This is a genomic window from Pantoea sp. X-Soil-ISGK-355 (assembly GCF_059730805.1).
Genome location: NZ_AP035971.1, coordinates 3,166,499 through 3,184,786, shown reverse-complemented (window position 1 = coordinate 3,184,786; position 18,288 = coordinate 3,166,499). Strand labels below are relative to the sequence as shown.

Annotated in this window: 17 protein-coding genes, 1 rRNA gene and 1 other annotated feature; of the genes, 11 read left to right on the top strand and 7 right to left on the bottom strand. The window is 53.1% G+C overall.

Annotation, left to right across the window (positions count from 1 at the left end; genetic code table 11):
• Nucleotides 1–29: 29 nt before the first annotated feature.
• Entirely contained in the window at nt 30–1,316 is a 1,287-nt protein-coding gene (locus tag AC6I8J_RS14580; RefSeq protein WP_497825510.1) for an HlyC/CorC family transporter, read from the bottom strand.
• 15 nt (nt 1,317–1,331) lie between these two features.
• Nucleotides 1,332–2,132 (bottom strand): cytochrome C assembly family protein, encoded by an 801-nt coding sequence (locus AC6I8J_RS14575; RefSeq protein WP_010248489.1) that lies wholly within the window; start codon nt 2,130–2,132, stop codon nt 1,332–1,334.
• A gap of 164 nt (nt 2,133–2,296) precedes the next feature.
• On the opposite strand from AC6I8J_RS14575, the gene ffh reads away from it, so the two are divergent.
• From ffh to rplS, 5 genes are all read left to right on the top strand, one after another.
• Entirely contained in the window at nt 2,297–3,658 is a 1,362-nt protein-coding gene (ffh, locus tag AC6I8J_RS14570) for a signal recognition particle protein (RefSeq protein WP_013358819.1), read from the top strand.
• Nucleotides 3,659–3,799: 141 nt separating this feature from the next.
• Nucleotides 3,800–4,048: a 30S ribosomal protein S16 gene (gene rpsP / locus AC6I8J_RS14565; protein WP_003849041.1), complete on the top strand. Its 249-nt coding sequence runs from the start codon at nt 3,800–3,802 to the stop codon at nt 4,046–4,048.
• 18 nt (nt 4,049–4,066) lie between these two features.
• Nucleotides 4,067–4,615, top strand: coding sequence for a ribosome maturation factor RimM (rimM, locus tag AC6I8J_RS14560; RefSeq protein WP_497825509.1), 549 nt, complete (start codon nt 4,067–4,069; stop codon nt 4,613–4,615).
• Nucleotides 4,616–4,650: 35 nt separating this feature from the next.
• Nucleotides 4,651–5,415 carry a tRNA (guanosine(37)-N1)-methyltransferase TrmD gene (trmD, locus tag AC6I8J_RS14555; RefSeq protein WP_050496505.1) on the top strand — a complete coding sequence of 255 codons (765 nt, stop codon included), beginning with the start codon at nt 4,651–4,653 and terminating at the stop codon, nt 5,413–5,415.
• Nucleotides 5,416–5,457: 42 nt separating this feature from the next.
• Complete coding sequence (rplS, locus tag AC6I8J_RS14550; protein WP_003849035.1) at nt 5,458–5,805, top strand: 50S ribosomal protein L19; 348 nt, start codon at nt 5,458–5,460, stop codon at nt 5,803–5,805.
• A 96-nt stretch (nt 5,806–5,901) separates the two neighbouring features.
• Here the strand turns inward: rplS and AC6I8J_RS14545 are convergent, their stop codons facing one another.
• On the bottom strand, nt 5,902–6,438 hold the full coding sequence (locus AC6I8J_RS14545) for a GNAT family N-acetyltransferase (RefSeq protein ID WP_497825508.1): 537 nt from the start codon (nt 6,436–6,438) through the stop codon (nt 5,902–5,904).
• Between the two features lie 288 nt (nt 6,439–6,726).
• On the opposite strand from AC6I8J_RS14545, the gene AC6I8J_RS14540 reads away from it, so the two are divergent.
• Nucleotides 6,727–7,806 carry a 3-deoxy-7-phosphoheptulonate synthase gene (locus AC6I8J_RS14540; protein ID WP_161736782.1) on the top strand — a complete coding sequence of 360 codons (1,080 nt, stop codon included), beginning with the start codon at nt 6,727–6,729 and terminating at the stop codon, nt 7,804–7,806.
• Between the two features lie 5 nt (nt 7,807–7,811).
• Nucleotides 7,812–8,933: a bifunctional chorismate mutase/prephenate dehydrogenase gene (gene tyrA / locus AC6I8J_RS14535; RefSeq protein WP_161736781.1), complete on the top strand. Its 1,122-nt coding sequence runs from the start codon at nt 7,812–7,814 to the stop codon at nt 8,931–8,933.
• A gap of 57 nt (nt 8,934–8,990) precedes the next feature.
• Here the strand turns inward: tyrA and pheA are convergent, their stop codons facing one another.
• From pheA to bamD, 4 genes are all read right to left on the bottom strand, one after another.
• The gene (pheA, locus tag AC6I8J_RS14530; RefSeq protein WP_222925099.1) at nt 8,991–10,154 is read right to left on the bottom strand and encodes a bifunctional chorismate mutase/prephenate dehydratase; all 1,164 of its coding nucleotides are present in this window, start codon (nt 10,152–10,154) and stop codon (nt 8,991–8,993) included.
• A 22-nt stretch (nt 10,155–10,176) separates the two neighbouring features.
• Nucleotides 10,177–10,301, bottom strand: a sequence feature (Phe leader region).
• Nucleotides 10,253–10,300 carry a pheA operon leader peptide PheL gene (pheL, locus tag AC6I8J_RS14525; protein ID WP_193555295.1) on the bottom strand — a complete coding sequence of 16 codons (48 nt, stop codon included), beginning with the start codon at nt 10,298–10,300 and terminating at the stop codon, nt 10,253–10,255. Its footprint overlaps the feature before it by 48 nt.
• Before the next feature lie 88 nt (nt 10,302–10,389).
• Complete coding sequence (gene raiA, locus AC6I8J_RS14520) at nt 10,390–10,725, bottom strand: ribosome-associated translation inhibitor RaiA (protein WP_161736779.1); 336 nt, start codon at nt 10,723–10,725, stop codon at nt 10,390–10,392.
• A 282-nt stretch (nt 10,726–11,007) separates the two neighbouring features.
• Entirely contained in the window at nt 11,008–11,739 is a 732-nt protein-coding gene (gene bamD, locus AC6I8J_RS14515) for an outer membrane protein assembly factor BamD (protein ID WP_009086788.1), read from the bottom strand.
• Between the two features lie 129 nt (nt 11,740–11,868).
• Between bamD and rluD the strand changes: the two genes are divergently transcribed.
• The 4 genes from rluD to AC6I8J_RS14495 all read left to right on the top strand — a co-directional run bounded on the left by rluD (nt 11,869) and on the right by AC6I8J_RS14495 (nt 18,287).
• Complete coding sequence (gene rluD / locus AC6I8J_RS14510) at nt 11,869–12,846, top strand: 23S rRNA pseudouridine(1911/1915/1917) synthase RluD (RefSeq protein ID WP_013358810.1); 978 nt, start codon at nt 11,869–11,871, stop codon at nt 12,844–12,846.
• Nucleotides 12,846–13,574, top strand: coding sequence for a purine nucleoside phosphorylase YfiH (yfiH, locus tag AC6I8J_RS14505; RefSeq protein WP_497825507.1), 729 nt, complete (start codon nt 12,846–12,848; stop codon nt 13,572–13,574). Before rluD ends, yfiH begins: the two co-directional genes overlap by 1 nt.
• Nucleotides 13,575–13,687: 113 nt before the next feature.
• Nucleotides 13,688–16,273, top strand: a complete 2,586-nt coding sequence (gene clpB, locus AC6I8J_RS14500) for an ATP-dependent chaperone ClpB (protein ID WP_202605109.1) — start codon at nt 13,688–13,690, stop codon at nt 16,271–16,273.
• Nucleotides 16,274–16,747: 474 nt separating this feature from the next.
• Nucleotides 16,748–18,287, top strand: a 16S ribosomal RNA gene (locus AC6I8J_RS14495).
• Nucleotide 18,288: the final 1 nt, after the last annotated feature.

Sequence of the window (18,288 nt, the reverse complement as noted above, 5' to 3'; positions counted from 1 at the left end):
TCATGTCGATTGCGGCGTTTTTTATGGCTTCAGGAACCGACCGATTTTTTCAGTGGCGTCTTTGGCGTGATGCGCACCTGTTTAATCATGTTGTCCTGCACGTCCAGAATATCGACGTTGTAATGGCCGATCTGAACACGGGTGGCGATGGCAGGGATCTCTTCCAGCGCTTCCAGCAGCATGCCGTTAATAGTGCGGGCTTCCTGCTCTGGCAACTGCCAGTTAAATGCCTTGTTGATTTCACGCACGTTAGCACTACCCTCAATCAGCACCGAGCCATCATTCTGCGGCATTACTTCTTCTGCCAGTGACGGTGACATGGAGGTAGTGAAGTCACCGACAATCTCCTCCAGAATGTCCTCAATCGTCACCAGCCCTTTGATGTCGCCATATTCATCCACCACCACGCCCGCTTTCTCTTTATTGCGCTGAAACTTCACCAGTTGGGTGTTAAGCGGTGTCCCTTCCGGGATGTAGTAGATCTCATCGGCGGCACGCAGCAGCGTCTCTTTGGTGAACTCTTTTTTCTCCGTCATCATGCGCCAGGCTTCGCGTACCCGCAGCATGCCGACGCAGTCATCCAGCGAGTCCCGGAACAGCACGATGCGGCCGTGTGGCGAGTGGCTTAATTGACGTACGACCGACTTCCAGTCATCGTTGATGTTGATGCCGACAATCTCATTACGCGGCACCATGATGTCGTCAACGCTGACTTTCTCCAGGTCGAGAACAGAGAGCAGCATGTCCTGGTTCCGGCGTGACATCAGGCTACGCGACTCATAGACGATAGTACGTAACTCCTCTTTGCTCAGCGCAGAGTTAATGGCACCGTCAGCGCGGATACCCGCTATCCTCATCAGCAGCCGGGTAATGGTGTTAAGCAACCAGACCAGCGGCAGCATGATGTATTGCAACGGGACCAGCAGCAGGCTGCTGGGAAAGGCGACACGCTCAGGATAGAGCGCCGCCACGATTTTTGGCAGCACTTCAGCGAAGACCAGCACCACAAAGGTCAGGATGCCGGTCGCAATCGCGACGCCTTCATCACCGTGAATGCGCATGCCTACGATGGTGGCAAGGGCAGAGGCCAGAATATTGACCAGGTTGTTACCGATTAAAACCAGACTGAGCAGCCGGTCAGGACGACGCAGTAGCTTCTCCACCCGGCGTGCGGCGCGATTACCGTTTTTTGCCTGATGGCGCAGCTTATAGCGGTTAAGCGTCATCATTCCGGTTTCCGACCCGGCAAACCAGGCGGAAACCAGGACCATGACGCAGAGAATAATAATCAGCGTGGTGGTTGAAACATTCTCCAACGCAGAACTTCCTTTTTAACGAGAGGTAGGGACAAGCAGATGCTGCAGGATGCGACTGCCGAAGTAAGCCATGGTTAACAGCACCGCACCGCTGCAGTTAAACCAGACAACGCGGCGACCACGCCAGCCTTCATGATAGTGCCCCCAGAGCAAAACGATATAAACAAACCACGCAATGATGGAGAGAACGGCTTTATCGACGTTTTCTGCGCTGAAGAGATCCTGCATATAAAACAGACCGGTGCAGAGCACCAGCGTCAGCAGCACGACGCCGACCTGGGTAATGTGAAACATCTTACGTTCGATGGTCAGCAGTGGCGGCATATCCTGAGTAAACGCCAGTCGCTTGTTTTTTAGCTGGTAATCAATCCACGCCAGCTGCAGCGCATAGAGCGCGGCAATAATCAGTGTCGCATAGGCGAACAGCGACAGACCGATATGGATCATCATGCCTGGCGTGGTTTCCAGATGGGTAATGAACGCATTGGGGACGAAAGTGGCGAAGGCCAGATTAATCAGCGCGAAGCTGTAAACAATCGGCAGCAACAGCCAGCCACGGTTGCGTGACGCCACAATGGTCATGATGGCGCAAATCAACAGGCTGACCAGCGAGCCTATGTTGAGCAGGCTTAAATTCTGTCCGCTATCAACCGCAAATATGCGTTGCTGCAAGGCCACCGCGTGTGTCACCAGCGCCACACAGGCAGAGAGCATCGCCATTCGCCGCCAGCCGCCGTTACGTTTCAACAGGCTGGGAATGATCAGGGCAAGGCTTAAAGAGTAGGCGAATAGCGCCACTATCGCGAAAACGAACATAGATCCTTTCAGGTTCAGTCAGATAAGGAAAAAGGCAGTATAGCGCCAGCCGAAGCAGGCTCCAAACGATCTGAGGGGCAATTGCAGAGATCGCCGAGGCTTCGTGTTATAATCCGCCGCATTCTGCCGATCAGGCGCCTCGCGATCTTTTTAAGTGAGAGACCATGTTTGATAATTTAACCGATCGTTTGTCGCAAACCCTGCGAAATATCAGCGGCCGCGGAAGGCTGACTGAAGAGAACATCAAAGAGACCCTGCGTGAAGTGCGCATGGCGCTGCTTGAAGCTGACGTTGCCCTGCCAGTGGTACGTGACTTCATCAACCGTGTGAAAGAGAGCGCGGTCGGCCATGATGTGAATAAAAGCCTGACGCCAGGTCAGGAGTTTATCAAAATCGTTCGCAACGAGCTGGTTGCGGCGATGGGTGCAGAGAACAACGCACTCGACCTGGCGGCTCAGCCACCAGCCGTAGTACTGATGGCGGGCCTGCAGGGTGCCGGTAAAACCACCAGCGTCGCTAAGCTGGGTAAGTTCCTGCGTGAAAAACACAAAAAGAAAGTCTTAGTGGTTTCTGCCGACGTCTATCGTCCGGCGGCAATCAAACAGCTGGAAACGCTGGCACAGCAGGTTGGCGTGGATTTCTGTCCGTCCGATCTCAGTCAGAAGCCGGTCGATATCGTCAATAATGCGCTGCGTGAAGCCCGCCTGAAGTTTTACGATGTGTTGCTGGTGGATACCGCCGGTCGTCTGCACGTTGACGAAGCGATGATGGACGAAATCAAACAGGTTCATGCCGCGATTAAGCCGGTAGAAACGCTGTTTGTGGTCGATGCCATGACCGGTCAGGATGCCGCAAACACGGCTAAGGCCTTTAATGAAGCCCTACCGCTGACCGGGGTTATCCTGACTAAGGTTGACGGTGATGCCCGCGGTGGTGCAGCGCTGTCGATTCGCCATATCACCGGCAAGCCGATTAAATTCATGGGTGTCGGTGAAAAAACCGAAGCGCTTGAACCGTTCTATCCTGACCGTATTGCGTCACGTATCCTCGGCATGGGTGACGTGCTGTCACTGATCGAAGATATCGAAAGCAAGGTTGACCGTGATCAGGCGGAGAAACTGGCTAAGAAGCTGAAAACCGGCGACGGTTTTGATCTCAATGACTTCCTTGAGCAGCTGAAGCAGATGCGCAACATGGGCGGCATGGCCAGTCTGATGGGCAAACTGCCCGGTATGGGACAGTTGCCTGACAATGTGAAATCGCAGATGGATGACAAAGTGCTGGTACGCATGGAAGCCATCATCAACTCGATGACACGCAAAGAGCGTGAGAAACCAGAAATCATCAAAGGCTCGCGCAAGCGCCGCATCGCAACTGGCTCCGGAATGCAGGTGCAGGACGTTAACCGCTTATTGAAGCAGTTCGACGACATGCAGCGTATGATGAAGAAAATGAAGAAGGGCGGTATGGCGAAAATGATGCGCGGCATGAAGGGTATGATGCCGCCAGGATTCCCTGGCCGCTAAGCGTTCTACAAAAAAGCCCGGAAAGGCACGGTTTAGGTTGCTTTTTTCGCCAAAATGAGTAAAATTTTCGGGCTTTTTATACAGCACCCGGACCCCGTTCCTCGATGGGGGCCGGGTGTTTTATTAACTGAAGAGGATGTTATGGTAACAATTCGTTTGGCACGTCACGGCGCTAAAAAGCGTCCGTTCTATCAGGTCGTCGTCACTGACAGCCGCAATGCACGCAACGGTCGTTTCATCGAGCGCGTTGGTTTCTTCAACCCGATCGCATCTGGTCAGGCTGAAGGTCTGCGTCTGGATCTGGACCGTATCGAGCACTGGGTTGGCCAGGGCGCAACACTCTCTGATCGCGTTAACGCGCTGGTCAAAGAAGCTAAGAAAGCAGCTTAATCTGTCACGGTGGTGAGCATGAGCAGACAACTTGCCGCACAGCCTCCTGTTAACCCGATTGTATTGGGTAAGATGGGAGCCGCCTACGGTATTCGCGGCTGGCTCAAAGTGTTTTCCTCCACTGAAGACGCTGAAAGCATCTTCAACTACCAACCCTGGTTCATCCAGCGCGCCGGTAAATGGCAGCAGGTCGAACTGGACGGTTGGAAGCACCACAATCAGGACCTGATCATCAAAGTCAAAGGCATTGACGATCGGGATGCGGCGGCTCAGTTAACCAATTGCGAAATTCAGGTTGACTCGACGCAGTTGCCATCGCTGGAAGAGGGTGATTACTACTGGAAAGACCTTATGGGCTGCCAGGTAGTTAACCTCGAAGGCTACGAGATGGGTAAAGTCATCGATATGATGGAAACCGGCTCGAACGACGTACTCGTCGTTAAGGCAAACCTGAAAGATGCATTCGGTGCTCAGGAGCGGTTAATTCCGTTTCTTGATGAACAGGTTATCAGGAAAGTCGATCTCTCTACTGGCGTCATTGAGGTAGATTGGGATCCTGGTTTTTGATCTCCGAATCGAACGGTAACGTAACGGCGAATACAATGTGGATTGGTGTTATCAGCCTGTTTCCAGAAATGTTTCGCGCTATTACCGATTACGGGGTAACTGGCCGGGCTGTAAAAAACGGTCTGCTCAGCATTCAGAGCTGGAGTCCTCGTGACTTCACGCACGACCGGCACCGTACCGTGGATGATCGTCCTTATGGCGGCGGACCGGGAATGCTGATGATGGTACAACCCTTACGGGATGCCATCTCCGCAGCGAAAGCAGCGGCAGGTGATGGCGCCAGAGTGATATATCTTTCACCTCAGGGCCGCAAACTGGACCAACAGGGCGTTTGCGAACTGGCGGCACGAGACAAGTTAATTCTGGTCTGTGGTCGTTATGAAGGGATTGATGAGCGCGTAATTCATTCCGAAATTGACGAAGAATGGTCAATCGGTGATTACGTTCTCAGCGGCGGGGAACTGCCAGCGATGACGATGATTGACGCAGTTGCCCGGTTTATTCCAGGCGTACTCGGCAAGCAGGCGTCAGCCGATGAGGATTCGTTCTCTGACGGTTTGCTGGATTGTCCGCACTATACCCGTCCTGAAGTGTTAGACGGCGTGGAGGTCCCGGCAGTATTACTGTCAGGTAACCATGCTGATATTCGCCGCTGGCGTCTGAAGCAGTCGCTAGGCCGTACCTGGCTGAGAAGACCTGAACTTCTGGAAAACCTGGCTCTGACTGAAGAGCAAGCAAGGTTGCTGAACGAGTTCCAGCGGGAATCCCGGCAGCAACAAAACGATGATGTGGAAGAGTGATCTTCCCCGACTATCAGTTTACCCAGGATATGAGATTTAATTATGAGCAACATTATCAAGCAAATTGAACAAGAGCAGATGAAACAGGACGTACCTTCCTTCCGCCCGGGTGATTCCGTGGAAGTGAAAGTATGGGTCGTTGAAGGTTCTAAAAAACGTCTGCAGGCATTCGAGGGCGTGGTTATCGCTATCCGTAACCGCGGTCTGCACTCTGCATTCACTGTTCGCAAAATTTCTAACGGCGAAGGCGTTGAGCGTGTATTCCAGACTCATTCACCTGTAATTGACAGCATCGCTGTTAAACGTCGTGGCGCTGTGCGTAAAGCCAAACTGTACTACCTGCGTGAGCGTACTGGTAAGTCTGCTCGTATTAAAGAGCGTCTTAACTAAGGTATCGCTAACGCGACATCTAAAAGTTAATAGCAAACAAGGGGTTGGCATCTGCCAGCCCCTTTTTTTTTCCTGATGGCAGCCAGCTGACAGAAGCTAACCGGCAGCCGGCCGCTGAAAATGATAAATCGCAGTATTAACCGGCCCTTTCTCTAAGACGATCAGGCCATAGCGACAGCCAATGAACTGACCACCGCACTTCTCAGCCACGCTCCGACTGGCCAGGTTATCCTCTGCTGCCAGAATCTCAATCACCCGGGTCTGTTGGCGTGAAAACCCCAGCGGCAGCAAAGCGGCCACCGCGCGGCTGGCGATTCCCTGACGCTGTGCATCACTGCGAACCCAGTAACCAATTGCGCTGGTGTCACCCGGATGACGGGCAAAGCGTATTCCTGCGCCTCCCAGCAGCTGGTCATGCTGATCAACGATTGCAAACTCTTCCGCCTCCTCCCTCATCCGTTGCCAGTGAGTAAAGCGGATCCAGCTTTCTGCTTCGTGAGGCTGATAATCGTGATGCGCCCAGACCATCCAGGGGATCAGGCTGTCCAGTGAGTCATTCACCGCAGCAGTAAACGCGGAAACGTCGTTAAGCTCAAAAGGTCGCAGATAGATGTTAAGTGGGGAGGCGTGCATGATGGACTCAGCATTAAAATAAACATTATGTTCATTTTGCCTGCAGCAGGCAGAAACGCAATAAAGCTAATCGTAAACTTAACTTTACTATTAACGGAAATTATTGTAGTGCGGTTATTTTTTATAATATTGATATTTATGGTTTTTATTAAGGTGCTGTTTGTTGCTTTTGATCTGTGGTAATGAATGTGTACATATAATATTGCGCTATGTATTGCCTGTGATACAGTATTTATATTCCTCGATGAGGAGCCCCAATCAGCTAATACGAGCCAAAGGATCGCCATCATGCAAAAAGACGCGCTGAACAATGTGCATATCGCCGGTGAACAGGTACTCATCACGCCTGAAGAGCTGAAAGCGAAGTTTCCACTGACCGCTGAACAGCAGGATCAGGTTGCGGCGTCCCGCCAGACCATCTCTGACATTATTGCCGGCCGCGACCCGCGTCTGCTGGTGGTGTGCGGACCCTGCTCAATTCACGATACCGAAGTGGCACTGGACTATGCTCGTCGTCTGCAAACCCTTTCTGAAGAGCTGAAAGATCAGCTTTTTATCGTGATGCGCGTCTATTTTGAAAAACCTCGTACCACCGTCGGCTGGAAAGGGCTGATCAACGATCCTTTCATGGATAACTCGTTTGATATGGAAGCGGGTCTGCACATTGCGCGCCAGCTGCTGGTGAACCTGGTTGAAATGGGTTTGCCTCTGGCCACTGAAGCGCTGGATCCTAATAGCCCGCAATATCTGGGCGACCTGTTCAGTTGGTCTGCCATTGGTGCACGTACTACTGAATCTCAGACGCACCGTGAAATGGCCTCGGGCCTGTCAATGCCGGTAGGCTTTAAAAATGGCACCGATGGTAGTCTGGGAACGGCAATCAACGCCATGCGTGCTGCCGCAATGCCGCACCGTTTTGTCGGGATCAATCAGGCTGGTCAGGTCTGCCTGCTGCAGACGCAGGGCAATCCGGATGGTCACGTGATCCTGCGTGGTGGCAAAGCGCCGAACTACGGTCCTGAAGATGTCGCGCAGTGTGAAAAAGAGATGCTCAAGGCGGGACTGCGTCCAGCCTTAATGATAGATTGCAGCCATGGTAATTCGAACAAAGACTACAGCCGTCAGCCTGGCGTAGCGGAATCCGCTATTGCGCAGATCAAAGACGGGAACCGTTCTATCATTGGTCTGATGCTGGAAAGCCATATCAATGAAGGTAACCAGTCTTCTGAGCAGCCACGCAGCGAAATGAAGTATGGCGTTTCCGTAACCGATGCATGCATCAACTGGGAAGTGACCGAAACGTTGCTGCGTGAAATGCATCAGGATCTGCAGGGAGTGCTGTCGGCGCGTCTGTCACAAGAGGTGTAAGAGCAATGGTGGCTGAACTGACCGCGTTACGCGATCAAATTGACAGTGTTGATAAAGCGCTGCTGGATCTGCTGGCTAAGCGACTGGAACTGGTGGCCGAAGTAGGAGAAGTGAAGAGCCGTTACGGCCTGCCTATCTATGTGCCTGAGCGTGAAGCGTCGATGCTGGCTTCGCGTCGCAAAGAGGCCGAAGCGCTCGGCGTCCCACCGGATCTGATTGAGGATGTGCTGCGTCGCGTAATGCGGGAATCCTATACCAGCGAGAATGACAAAGGCTTTAAAACCCTTTGTCCTGAACTGCGTCCGGTGGTCATCGTCGGTGGTAAGGGCCAGATGGGCCGGCTGTTTGAAAAAATGCTCGGGCTATCTGGCTATACGGTTAAAACGCTGGATAAAGAGGACTGGCCACAGGCTGGGGCACTGCTTAGCGATGCCGGCATGGTGATCATTAGCGTGCCGATTCATCTGACCGAGCAGGTCATTGCTCAGCTGCCGCCACTGCCTGAAGATTGTATCCTGGTCGATCTGGCGTCAGTGAAAAACCGGCCTCTGCAGGCGATGCTGGCCGCTCATAACGGCCCGGTACTGGGTCTGCATCCGATGTTTGGCCCGGACAGCGGCAGCCTGGCAAAACAGGTGGTGGTCTGGTGTGATGGAAGACAACCGGAAGCGTATCAGTGGTTCCTGGAGCAGATTCAGGTCTGGGGTGCGCGTCTGCATCGTATCAGCGCTGTTGAGCATGACCAGAACATGGCATTCATACAGGCGCTGCGTCACTTTGCGACCTTTGCGTATGGTCTGCATTTAGCCGAAGAGAACGTCAATCTGGATCAGCTGCTGGCGCTCTCGTCACCCATTTACCGGCTTGAACTGGCGATGGTGGGGCGGTTGTTCGCGCAGGATCCGCAACTCTATGCGGATATCATCATGTCTTCAGAGAGTAATCTGGCGCTGATAAAACGCTATTACCAGCGGTTTGGTGAAGCGATTGCGCTGCTGGAGCAGGGCGACAAGCAGGCATTTATCACCAGCTTTAACCGGGTTGAACAGTGGTTTGGCGATCACGCAAAACGCTTCCTGGTCGAAAGCCGAAGTCTGCTGCGTTCGGCCAATGACAGCCGCCCATAAATAACAGCCATCCATCTATGAAAAAGGCATCCAGCTGGATGCCTTTTTTTATTCTTTTTATTCGCCAGGCTCAGCGGGCACCACATTTTCGCTGGGGTAGCAGCCCAGTACCTTCAGAGAGCGGGTCATGGTCTGTAATTCCTGAAGCGCCTGCTGCATCCGCTCCGATTGCAGGTTGCCCTGCACATCAATGTAAAACATCTCTTCCCACGGATTGCCATTAATCGGGCGGGACTCCAGCTTGCTCATAATCAGATTGTGCTGACGCAGAACCAGCAGCGCATCAACCAACGCACCCGCCTGCTGGCCTGTTGCCATAATCAGCGTGGTTTTCGCTGGCACCTGATCTGAAACCTCGATGGCTTTGCGGGCCAGCACGATAAAGCGGGTATGGTTCTGCTGCTGATTCGCCAGATTACGCTCCAGCACCTGCAGCTGATAGAGCTCGCCACCGGCTTCACTGCCCAGCGCCGCCACCTTAGGTGAGTTGAGCGCAGCCACTTTCTCCATCGCTGCCGCGGTACTCTCGGTATATTCGATCTTCCAGTGCGGGAAACGGTTAATGAACTGACTGCACTGCTGGAAGGGCTGAGGATGGCTGTACACCGTCTCAATCTGCTGCAGATCGGTAGAACCATTCACCAGCACGCAGTGGTCGATAGGTAAGGTCAGCTCGCCCACAATAGAGAGACTGGTCTGTTGCAGCAGATCGTAGACATCGTTGATCGAACCCGAACTGGTGTTCTCAATCGGCATCACGGCGTAATCAGCCACGCCATTTTCGACCTGCTTAATGATGTCGTGAAACTTCAGGCAGCCACACTCCACCATGCTATCGAAATGACGTGACGCGTAGTTGCGTGCGGCAAGGTGCGAGTAAGAGCCTTTCGGACCCAGGAAAGCGATGCGGGCGGCATGTGCATGGGGATGATTGAGGTTTTTCTGCAGCAATGCCTGCTGCGTCAGTACGGAATCTTCGATGACCAGCTGGAACAGGCGGGTGATGTAGTGCGCATCCAGTTTATGCGCTTTACCCAGCACAATCAGATTCTCCAGCAGCGCGCGTTCGCGCTCCACATCGCGAATCGGGCGATGCGTTGCCAGTTTCGCTTGTGCGACTTCCACTGCCAGCAGACGACGCTCGGCCAGCAGCGTCAGAAGTTTTTTATCCACTGCGCTGATCTTATCGCGTAGTGCCAGCAATGGATTGTCGGGATTCATAGGGCTCACCTGTATGCTATCCAATAAAAAAGCCTCCCGGTTGGGAGGCTTCGTTGTTCGTCTTCGCTTTCATTTTCACACGACGAATAGCCTCCCGTTCAGGGGAAGGTAAAAAAGAAAGCGAAGAAAAACAGATCAGGTTTCATGTGAACGTCCGAAAAAAGAGTGACCTGAGAGTAACCGTACTGATTAAAAGCTGTCAATAAAAAACGCGCCCGGAGGCGCGTTATGAAAATCAGGACTCTTCGTCGGCGGGGATAATGTCTTTTACGCTGGCACTGGCGCGGCGCGCTTCAGACTTATGCTGAACTTTATTCAGCTGACGTTCGAGCTTCGCGATTAAATCGTTGATCGCGGTATACATATCATCATGCTTGGCGCTGGCCACCAGAGTCCCGTTAGGTGTGTTAATAGTGGCGTCAGCCACGAATTCTTTGGGCTCTTTGGAGAGGACAATATGTGGGTTAATCAGGTCGGTTTGCCATTTTTCGAGCTTGGCGAGACGGTCTTCAACATGGCTTCGGATTGCCGGAGTGATGTCCATTTGTTTACTGGTAATGTTCAGAACCATCTTTCTTACCTCTCTGTCATTTCCGTCTTGGTCTTTTCAGCATAGCGCGAAAAAGCGTTGAATGTGAGATTTCGGTCACGAAAAAATGTCACTTTTTGTCAGTCACAACATTCTGTGAGAAAGGCAGAGAAACTGGCCGAAATGGCTTGAAGCGAAACGATTAACACGGCATGCTTGATGAGTTAGCTCGCTGGCAGCAGATCCACTTATGACTGTTCTTTGAGCAAAAAAAAGCAGCCATCACAGGCTGCTTTTTTTTATGGCTGAAAAGCTACCGGGCTATCAGCTGTTGTTCGCTGCAATGATTTTCGCCACTTTGTCTGCTTCAGCGTTCAGTTGCAGATTGCGGTAAGCATTTTCCATCAGCGGCAGTGCATCGTGTGTTGCCTGAGTATCCGGATAATCGCGCATCATACCTTCGACACGGTTAACAACCGCGACATACGCCTCGCGCTTAGTATAGAATTGCGCCACTGACAGCTCATATTTCGCCAGGCGGTCTTTCAGATAGACCAGACGTTTCTGAGCATCAGCCGCATACTGGCTGTTCGGGTAACTGCGCAGCAGTTGTGAGAAGTCGCGGAAGGCATCACGAGCGTGCGTCGGATCGCGGTCAGAACGATCAATACCAAAGAAGCCCTGCAGTGCTGAGTCATCCAGCGCCATATCCGTCAGACCTTTCATATAGATGACATAGTCAATGTTCGGATGTGTGGGGTTAAGACGCATAAAGCGGGCAATGGCAGCCTGTGCCAGGGGCAGATCGGCATTTTTATAGTACGCGTAGATTAAATCCAGCTGCACCTGCTGCGAATAAGGACCGAACGGATAACGATTATCCAGCGCTTCCAGTTGCTTAATCGCAGCTTTAAAGTTACCGTCCTGCAGCTTTTGCTGCGCTGTAGCATAGATTTCAGAAGGCGGGCTGTCCGGTACCGCGTCATTTGAGCCGGAACAACCAACAAGTGCCAGGCTCAGTGTGGCAGCAGCCACCAGATGTTTCATACGCGTCATGACGAAGTGATTATCCTCAAATGTTATGGCGGAAGCTGTCCGTATAGCTCCCGGTAATGACCAGGTACGATAGCACATTATATTAAACGGCATCGCCGTGAAAACCCAACGTTAACGAAGAAGCTGTATATGGCACAACAAGTTCAACTCACCGCAACGGTATCCGAATCACAACTCGGACAACGCTTAGATCAGACTTTGGCGGAATTGTTCCCTGATTATTCACGTTCCCGCATAAAAGAGTGGATCCTCGACCGTCGCGTGACAGTAAACGGCGTCATGGTCGATACACCTAAAGAAAAAGTGCTGGGCGGCGAGCTGGTCGCGATTGACGCTGAGATCGAAGAGGCACAGCGCTGGGAACCGCAAAATCTGCCACTCGACATCGTTTATGAAGATGAGGACATCATCGTCATCAACAAACCACGCGACTTTGTGGTTCACCCTGGCGCCGGTAACCCGGATGGTACGGTACTCAACGCCTTACTGCATCACTATCCAGCGATTATGGATGTGCCGCGTGCGGGCATCGTACACCGCCTGGATAAAGACACCACCGGTTTAATGGTGGTTGCGAAAACTGTACCGGCTCAGACGCATCTGGTGGACTCGCTGCAACGTCGCGAAATCACCCGTGAATATGAAGCGGTTGCGATTGGTAATATGACGGCGGGCGGTACTGTTGAGCAGCCTATCAGCCGTCACTCAACCAAACGCACCCACATGGCGGTTCACCCGATGGGTAAGCCGGCGGTGACGCATTACCGCATCATGGAGCACTTCCGCGCGCATACCCGTCTTCGCCTGCGTCTGGAAACCGGTCGTACTCACCAGATCCGTGTGCATATGTCTCACATCAGCCATCCGCTGGTAGGCGATCCGCTTTATGGTGGCCGTCCGCGTCCGCCAAAAGGCGCATCAGAGGCATTTATCACTACGCTGCGCGGTTTCGATCGTCAGGCACTGCACGCCACCATGCTGCGTCTGTATCATCCTATCAGCGGGATTGAAATGGAATTCCATGCGGCGCTTCCACAGGATATGGTTGATCTGATCGCAGCGTTAAAAGCAGACACCGAAGAATTCAAAGACCAGATGAACTGGTGATGAATCTGATTACGCCTCAATGGCCTGCTCCGTCACGCGTTCGGGCCTGCTCGACGCAGCGACAGGGCGGCATCAGTACATCGCCCTGGGATGCACTGAATCTCGGCGGGCACGTGGGGGATAATCCGGATACGGTAACGCGTAACCGGCAGTTGCTGATGGAAGAGGCGGGCTTGCCTGCGATGCCGCAGTGGCTGGATCAGGTTCATGGCACTGAAGTTGTGCGTCTGGCTGCAGGAGCAAGTACGCCATTGTGTGCCGATGCCTGTATCACCGATCAGCCTGGCGTCGTCTGCGCCATCATGACCGCTGACTGCCTCCCGGTCCTGTTCTGTTCGCAGGATGGGACGGAAGTGGCGGCGGCACATGCAGGCTGGCGCGGACTTTGTGCGAGTGTACTGGAAAATACGCTGGCGCAGTTTCGTTCGCCATCGGAGCAGATCCATGCCTGGCTGGGTCCGGCAATCGGGCCGGATGCATTTGAAGTTGGTGCAGAAGTACGTGAGGCCTTTATGGCTCAGGATCCTCGCGCCGTGCAGGCTTTCCGTCCTTCAGGCGGCAAATTTTACGCTGATATCTGGCTGCTGGCGCGTATGCGACTGCAGGCAGCGGGCGTGAAATCAATCAGTGCCGACAGCCGTTGTACCTTCACCCAGCGCGACGATTTCTTTTCCTTCCGTCGCGAGGGGATCACCGGGCGTATGGCAACTTTGATCTGGCTGTTATAACCTTACGCCATAAGACGGTCCAGTTAGCGTGTTTTTTACTCAAATCTCAGGTCATTAACCTTGAAAATTTGAGGGATGACCTCATTTAATCTCCAGTAGCATTTTGACCTGTAATGGGAGGAATTATGCGTCTGGATCGTCTTACTAACAAATTTCAGCTGGCTCTCGCCGACGCGCAGTCCCTGGCTCTGGGACACGACAACCAATTCATTGAACCTCTGCACCTGATGAGCGCGTTGCTCAAACAGGAAGGCGGATCGGTTTCACCTTTACTGACTTCTGCGGGTGTCAACGTTACGCCTTTTCGCGCTCACATTGAGGAGGCCATCGATCGCCTGCCACAAGTTGAAGGCAGCGAAGGGGATGTACAACCCTCATCTGACCTCGTACGGGTATTAAACCTGTGCGACAAGCTGGCGCAGAAGCGCAATGATAACTTCATTTCATCCGAATTATTTGTTCTGGCCGCCCTTGAATCACGTGGTGCACTGGCCGATCTGCTTAAAGCCGCGGGCGCAACGCGCGAAAAAATCACCAGTGCGATTGAACAGATGCGGGGAGGAGACAACGTGAACGATCAGGGGGCTGAAGATCAGCGCCAGGCATTAAAAAAATACACCATTGACCTGACCGAGCGAGCCGAGAAGGGCAAACTCGATCCGGTGATTGGTCGTGATGAAGAGATTCGTCGCACTATCCAGGTTCTGCAGCGCCGAACCAAAAATAACCCGGTGCTGATTGGTGAGCCTGGCGTGGGTAAAACCGCGATTGTTGAAGGGCTGGCGCAGCGCATCATTAACGGTGAAGTCCCTGAAGGCCTGAAAGGCCGCCGGGTACTGGCGCTGGATATGGGGGCGCTGGTGGCCGGGGCGAAATATCGTGGTGAATTCGAAGAGCGTCTGAAAGGCGTACTGAGTGACCTGTCGAAACAGGAAGGCAACGTCATTCTGTTTATAGACGAGCTGCACACCATGGTGGGAGCCGGTAAAGCGGACGGTGCGATGGATGCCGGTAACATGCTCAAGCCAGCGCTGGCGCGTGGTGAACTGCACTGCGTAGGTGCCACTACGCTTGATGAGTATCGCCAGTACATTGAAAAAGATGCCGCGCTGGAGCGTCGTTTCCAGAAAGTCTTTGTGGCTGAGCCGACTGTGGAAGATACCATCGCCATTCTGCGTGGTCTGAAAGAGCGTTATGAGCTGCATCACCATGTGCAGATCACTGACCCGGCGATTGTCGCAGCAGCAACGCTTTCTCATCGTTACATTGCGGACCGCCAGCTGCCGGACAAAGCGATTGACCTGATCGATGAGGCAGCTTCCAGCATTCGTATGCAGATGGACTCGAAGCCGGAGTCACTGGATCGCCTTGAGCGCCGTATTATTCAGCTGAAGCTGGAGCAGCAGGCGCTGAAGAAAGAGGCGGATGATGCCAGTATCAAACGTCTGGAGATGCTGGAAACTGAGCTGAACCAGAAAGAGCGCGAATACGCCGAGCTGGAAGATGAGTGGAAGACTGAAAAAGCCTCGCTGTCCGGCACGCAGAATATTAAAGCTGAACTTGAGCAGGCGCGTCTGAACTTAGAGCAGGCTCGTCGTCAGGGCGATCTCGCGCAGATGTCAGAACTGCAGTACGGTAAAATTCCTGAACTGGAAAAACAGCTGGCCGCAGCGACTCAGGCGGAAGGCAAAACCATGAAGTTACTGCGCAACCGGGTAACCGATGTGGAGATTGCCGATGTGCTGGCGCGCTGGACCGGGATTCCGGTGGCGCGAATGATGGAAGGTGAGCGCGATAAGTTACTGCGCATGGAGCAGGATCTTCATGGCCGGGTCATCGGACAGGATGAAGCGGTTGAAGCAGTATCAAATGCGATTCGCCGTAGTCGTGCTGGCCTGTCAGATCCTAACCGGCCTATTGGTTCCTTCCTGTTCCTGGGCCCTACCGGGGTAGGTAAGACCGAACTGTGTAAGTCGCTGGCTAACTTCCTGTTCGACAGTGACGATGCGATGGTTCGTATCGACATGTCCGAATTTATGGAAAAACATTCAGTGTCGCGGCTGGTGGGCGCACCTCCAGGTTATGTCGGCTATGAAGAGGGCGGTTATCTGACCGAAGCTGTACGTCGTCGTCCTTATTCGGTAATCCTGCTGGATGAAGTCGAGAAGGCGCATCCTGATGTCTTCAACATTCTGCTGCAGGTGCTGGATGATGGGCGTCTGACGGATGGGCAGGGTCGTACGGTCGATTTCCGTAACAGCGTGGTGATCATGACCTCTAACCTGGGATCGGATTTAATCCAGGAACGGTTCGGCAATCTCAGCTATCCGGAAATGAAAGATATTGTTATGGGTGTGGTCGGACAGCATTTCCGTCCGGAATTCGTCAACCGTATCGATGAGGTGGTGGTGTTCCATCCGCTGGCTGAGAAACACATTGCTTCTATTGCGCAGATTCAGCTGCAGCGGTTGTACAAACGTCTGGATGAACGTGGCTATCAGCTGCACATCTCCGATGATGCGATCAAACTGCTGGCGGAGAACGGGTATGACCCGGTCTATGGTGCGCGTCCGCTGAAACGGGCGATACAGCAGCAGATTGAGAACCCGCTGGCTCAGCAGATCCTTGCAGGTTCGCTGGTGCCGGGTAAAACCATCGAAATGGATGTTGTAAACGACGTCATAACTGCACATCAGTAAGGGTGCGAGTTGAAAAACGGGCCTCTGGCCCGTTTTTTTTTGCCCTTTTGGGGGATTTTTGCTTATTTATTACTCCTTTTGAGCGCAAATTGAACGGTCAGTAAAAAAGTTGTGATTTGCACTTGCGCTATCTGAGCCGTTCCCTATAATGCGCCTCCACTGACACGGCAAACCGGCAACGGGAAACGGGTTGAGAGGCACAGGAGACTGCGCCGCCGGAGAAAAACTTCTGAGAAAGAGGTTGACTCTGCAGGAGGAAAGCGTAATATACGCCACCTCGCGACAGGACGCTAACGCACTGTTCGCACTGCTCTTTAACAATTTATCAGACAATCTGTGTGGGCACTCGCAGGATTGATATCAGCGTCTTTGGACGCACAAAAGTATCAAAGCCTCACGAGTGAACACATAATGAAATTCATTATGACGTTTTACAGATGAGCACCGCTTAACTTGTTTAAGCAAATCAAACTTAAATTGAAGAGTTTGATCATGGCTCAGATTGAACGCTGGCGGCAGGCCTAACACATGCAAGTCGGACGGTAGCACAGAGAGCTTGCTCTCGGGTGACGAGTGGCGGACGGGTGAGTAATGTCTGGGGATCTGCCCGATAGAGGGGGATAACCACTGGAAACGGTGGCTAATACCGCATAACGTCGCAAGACCAAAGAGGGGGACCTTCGGGCCTCTCACTATCGGATGAACCCAGATGGGATTAGCTAGTAGGCGGGGTAATGGCCCACCTAGGCGACGATCCCTAGCTGGTCTGAGAGGATGACCAGCCACACTGGAACTGAGACACGGTCCAGACTCCTACGGGAGGCAGCAGTGGGGAATATTGCACAATGGGCGCAAGCCTGATGCAGCCATGCCGCGTGTATGAAGAAGGCCTTCGGGTTGTAAAGTACTTTCAGCGGGGAGGAAGGCGGTGCGGTTAATAACCGCGCCGATTGACGTTACCCGCAGAAGAAGCACCGGCTAACTCCGTGCCAGCAGCCGCGGTAATACGGAGGGTGCAAGCGTTAATCGGAATTACTGGGCGTAAAGCGCACGCAGGCGGTCTGTTAAGTCAGATGTGAAATCCCCGGGCTTAACCTGGGAACTGCATTTGAAACTGGCAGGCTTGAGTCTTGTAGAGGGGGGTAGAATTCCAGGTGTAGCGGTGAAATGCGTAGAGATCTGGAGGAATACCGGTGGCGAAGGCGGCCCCCTGGACAAAGACTGACGCTCAGGTGCGAAAGCGTGGGGAGCAAACAGGATTAGATACCCTGGTAGTCCACGCCGTAAACGATGTCGACTTGGAGGTTGTTCCCTTGAGGAGTGGCTTCCGGAGCTAACGCGTTAAGTCGACCGCCTGGGGAGTACGGCCGCAAGGTTAAAACTCAAATGAATTGACGGGGGCCCGCACAAGCGGTGGAGCATGTGGTTTAATTCGATGCAACGCGAAGAACCTTACCTACTCTTGACATCCACGGAATTCGGCAGAGATGCCTTAGTGCCTTCGGGAACCGTGAGACAGGTGCTGCATGGCTGTCGTCAGCTCGTGTTGTGAAATGTTGGGTTAAGTCCCGCAACGAGCGCAACCCTTATCCTTTGTTGCCAGCGATTCGGTCGGGAACTCAAAGGAGACTGCCGGTGATAAACCGGAGGAAGGTGGGGATGACGTCAAGTCATCATGGCCCTTACGAGTAGGGCTACACACGTGCTACAATGGCGCATACAAAGAGAAGCGACCTCGCGAGAGTAAGCGGACCTCACAAAGTGCGTCGTAGTCCGGATCGGAGTCTGCAACTCGACTCCGTGAAGTCGGAATCGCTAGTAATCGTGGATCAGAATGCCACGGTGAATACGTTCCCGGGCCTTGTACACACCGCCCGTCACACCATGGGAGTGGGTTGCAAAAGAAGTAGGTAGCTTAACCTTCGGGAGGGCGCTTACCACTTTGTGATTCATGACTGGGGTGAAGTCGTAACAAGGTAACCGTAGGGGAACCTGCGGTTGGATCACCTCCTTAC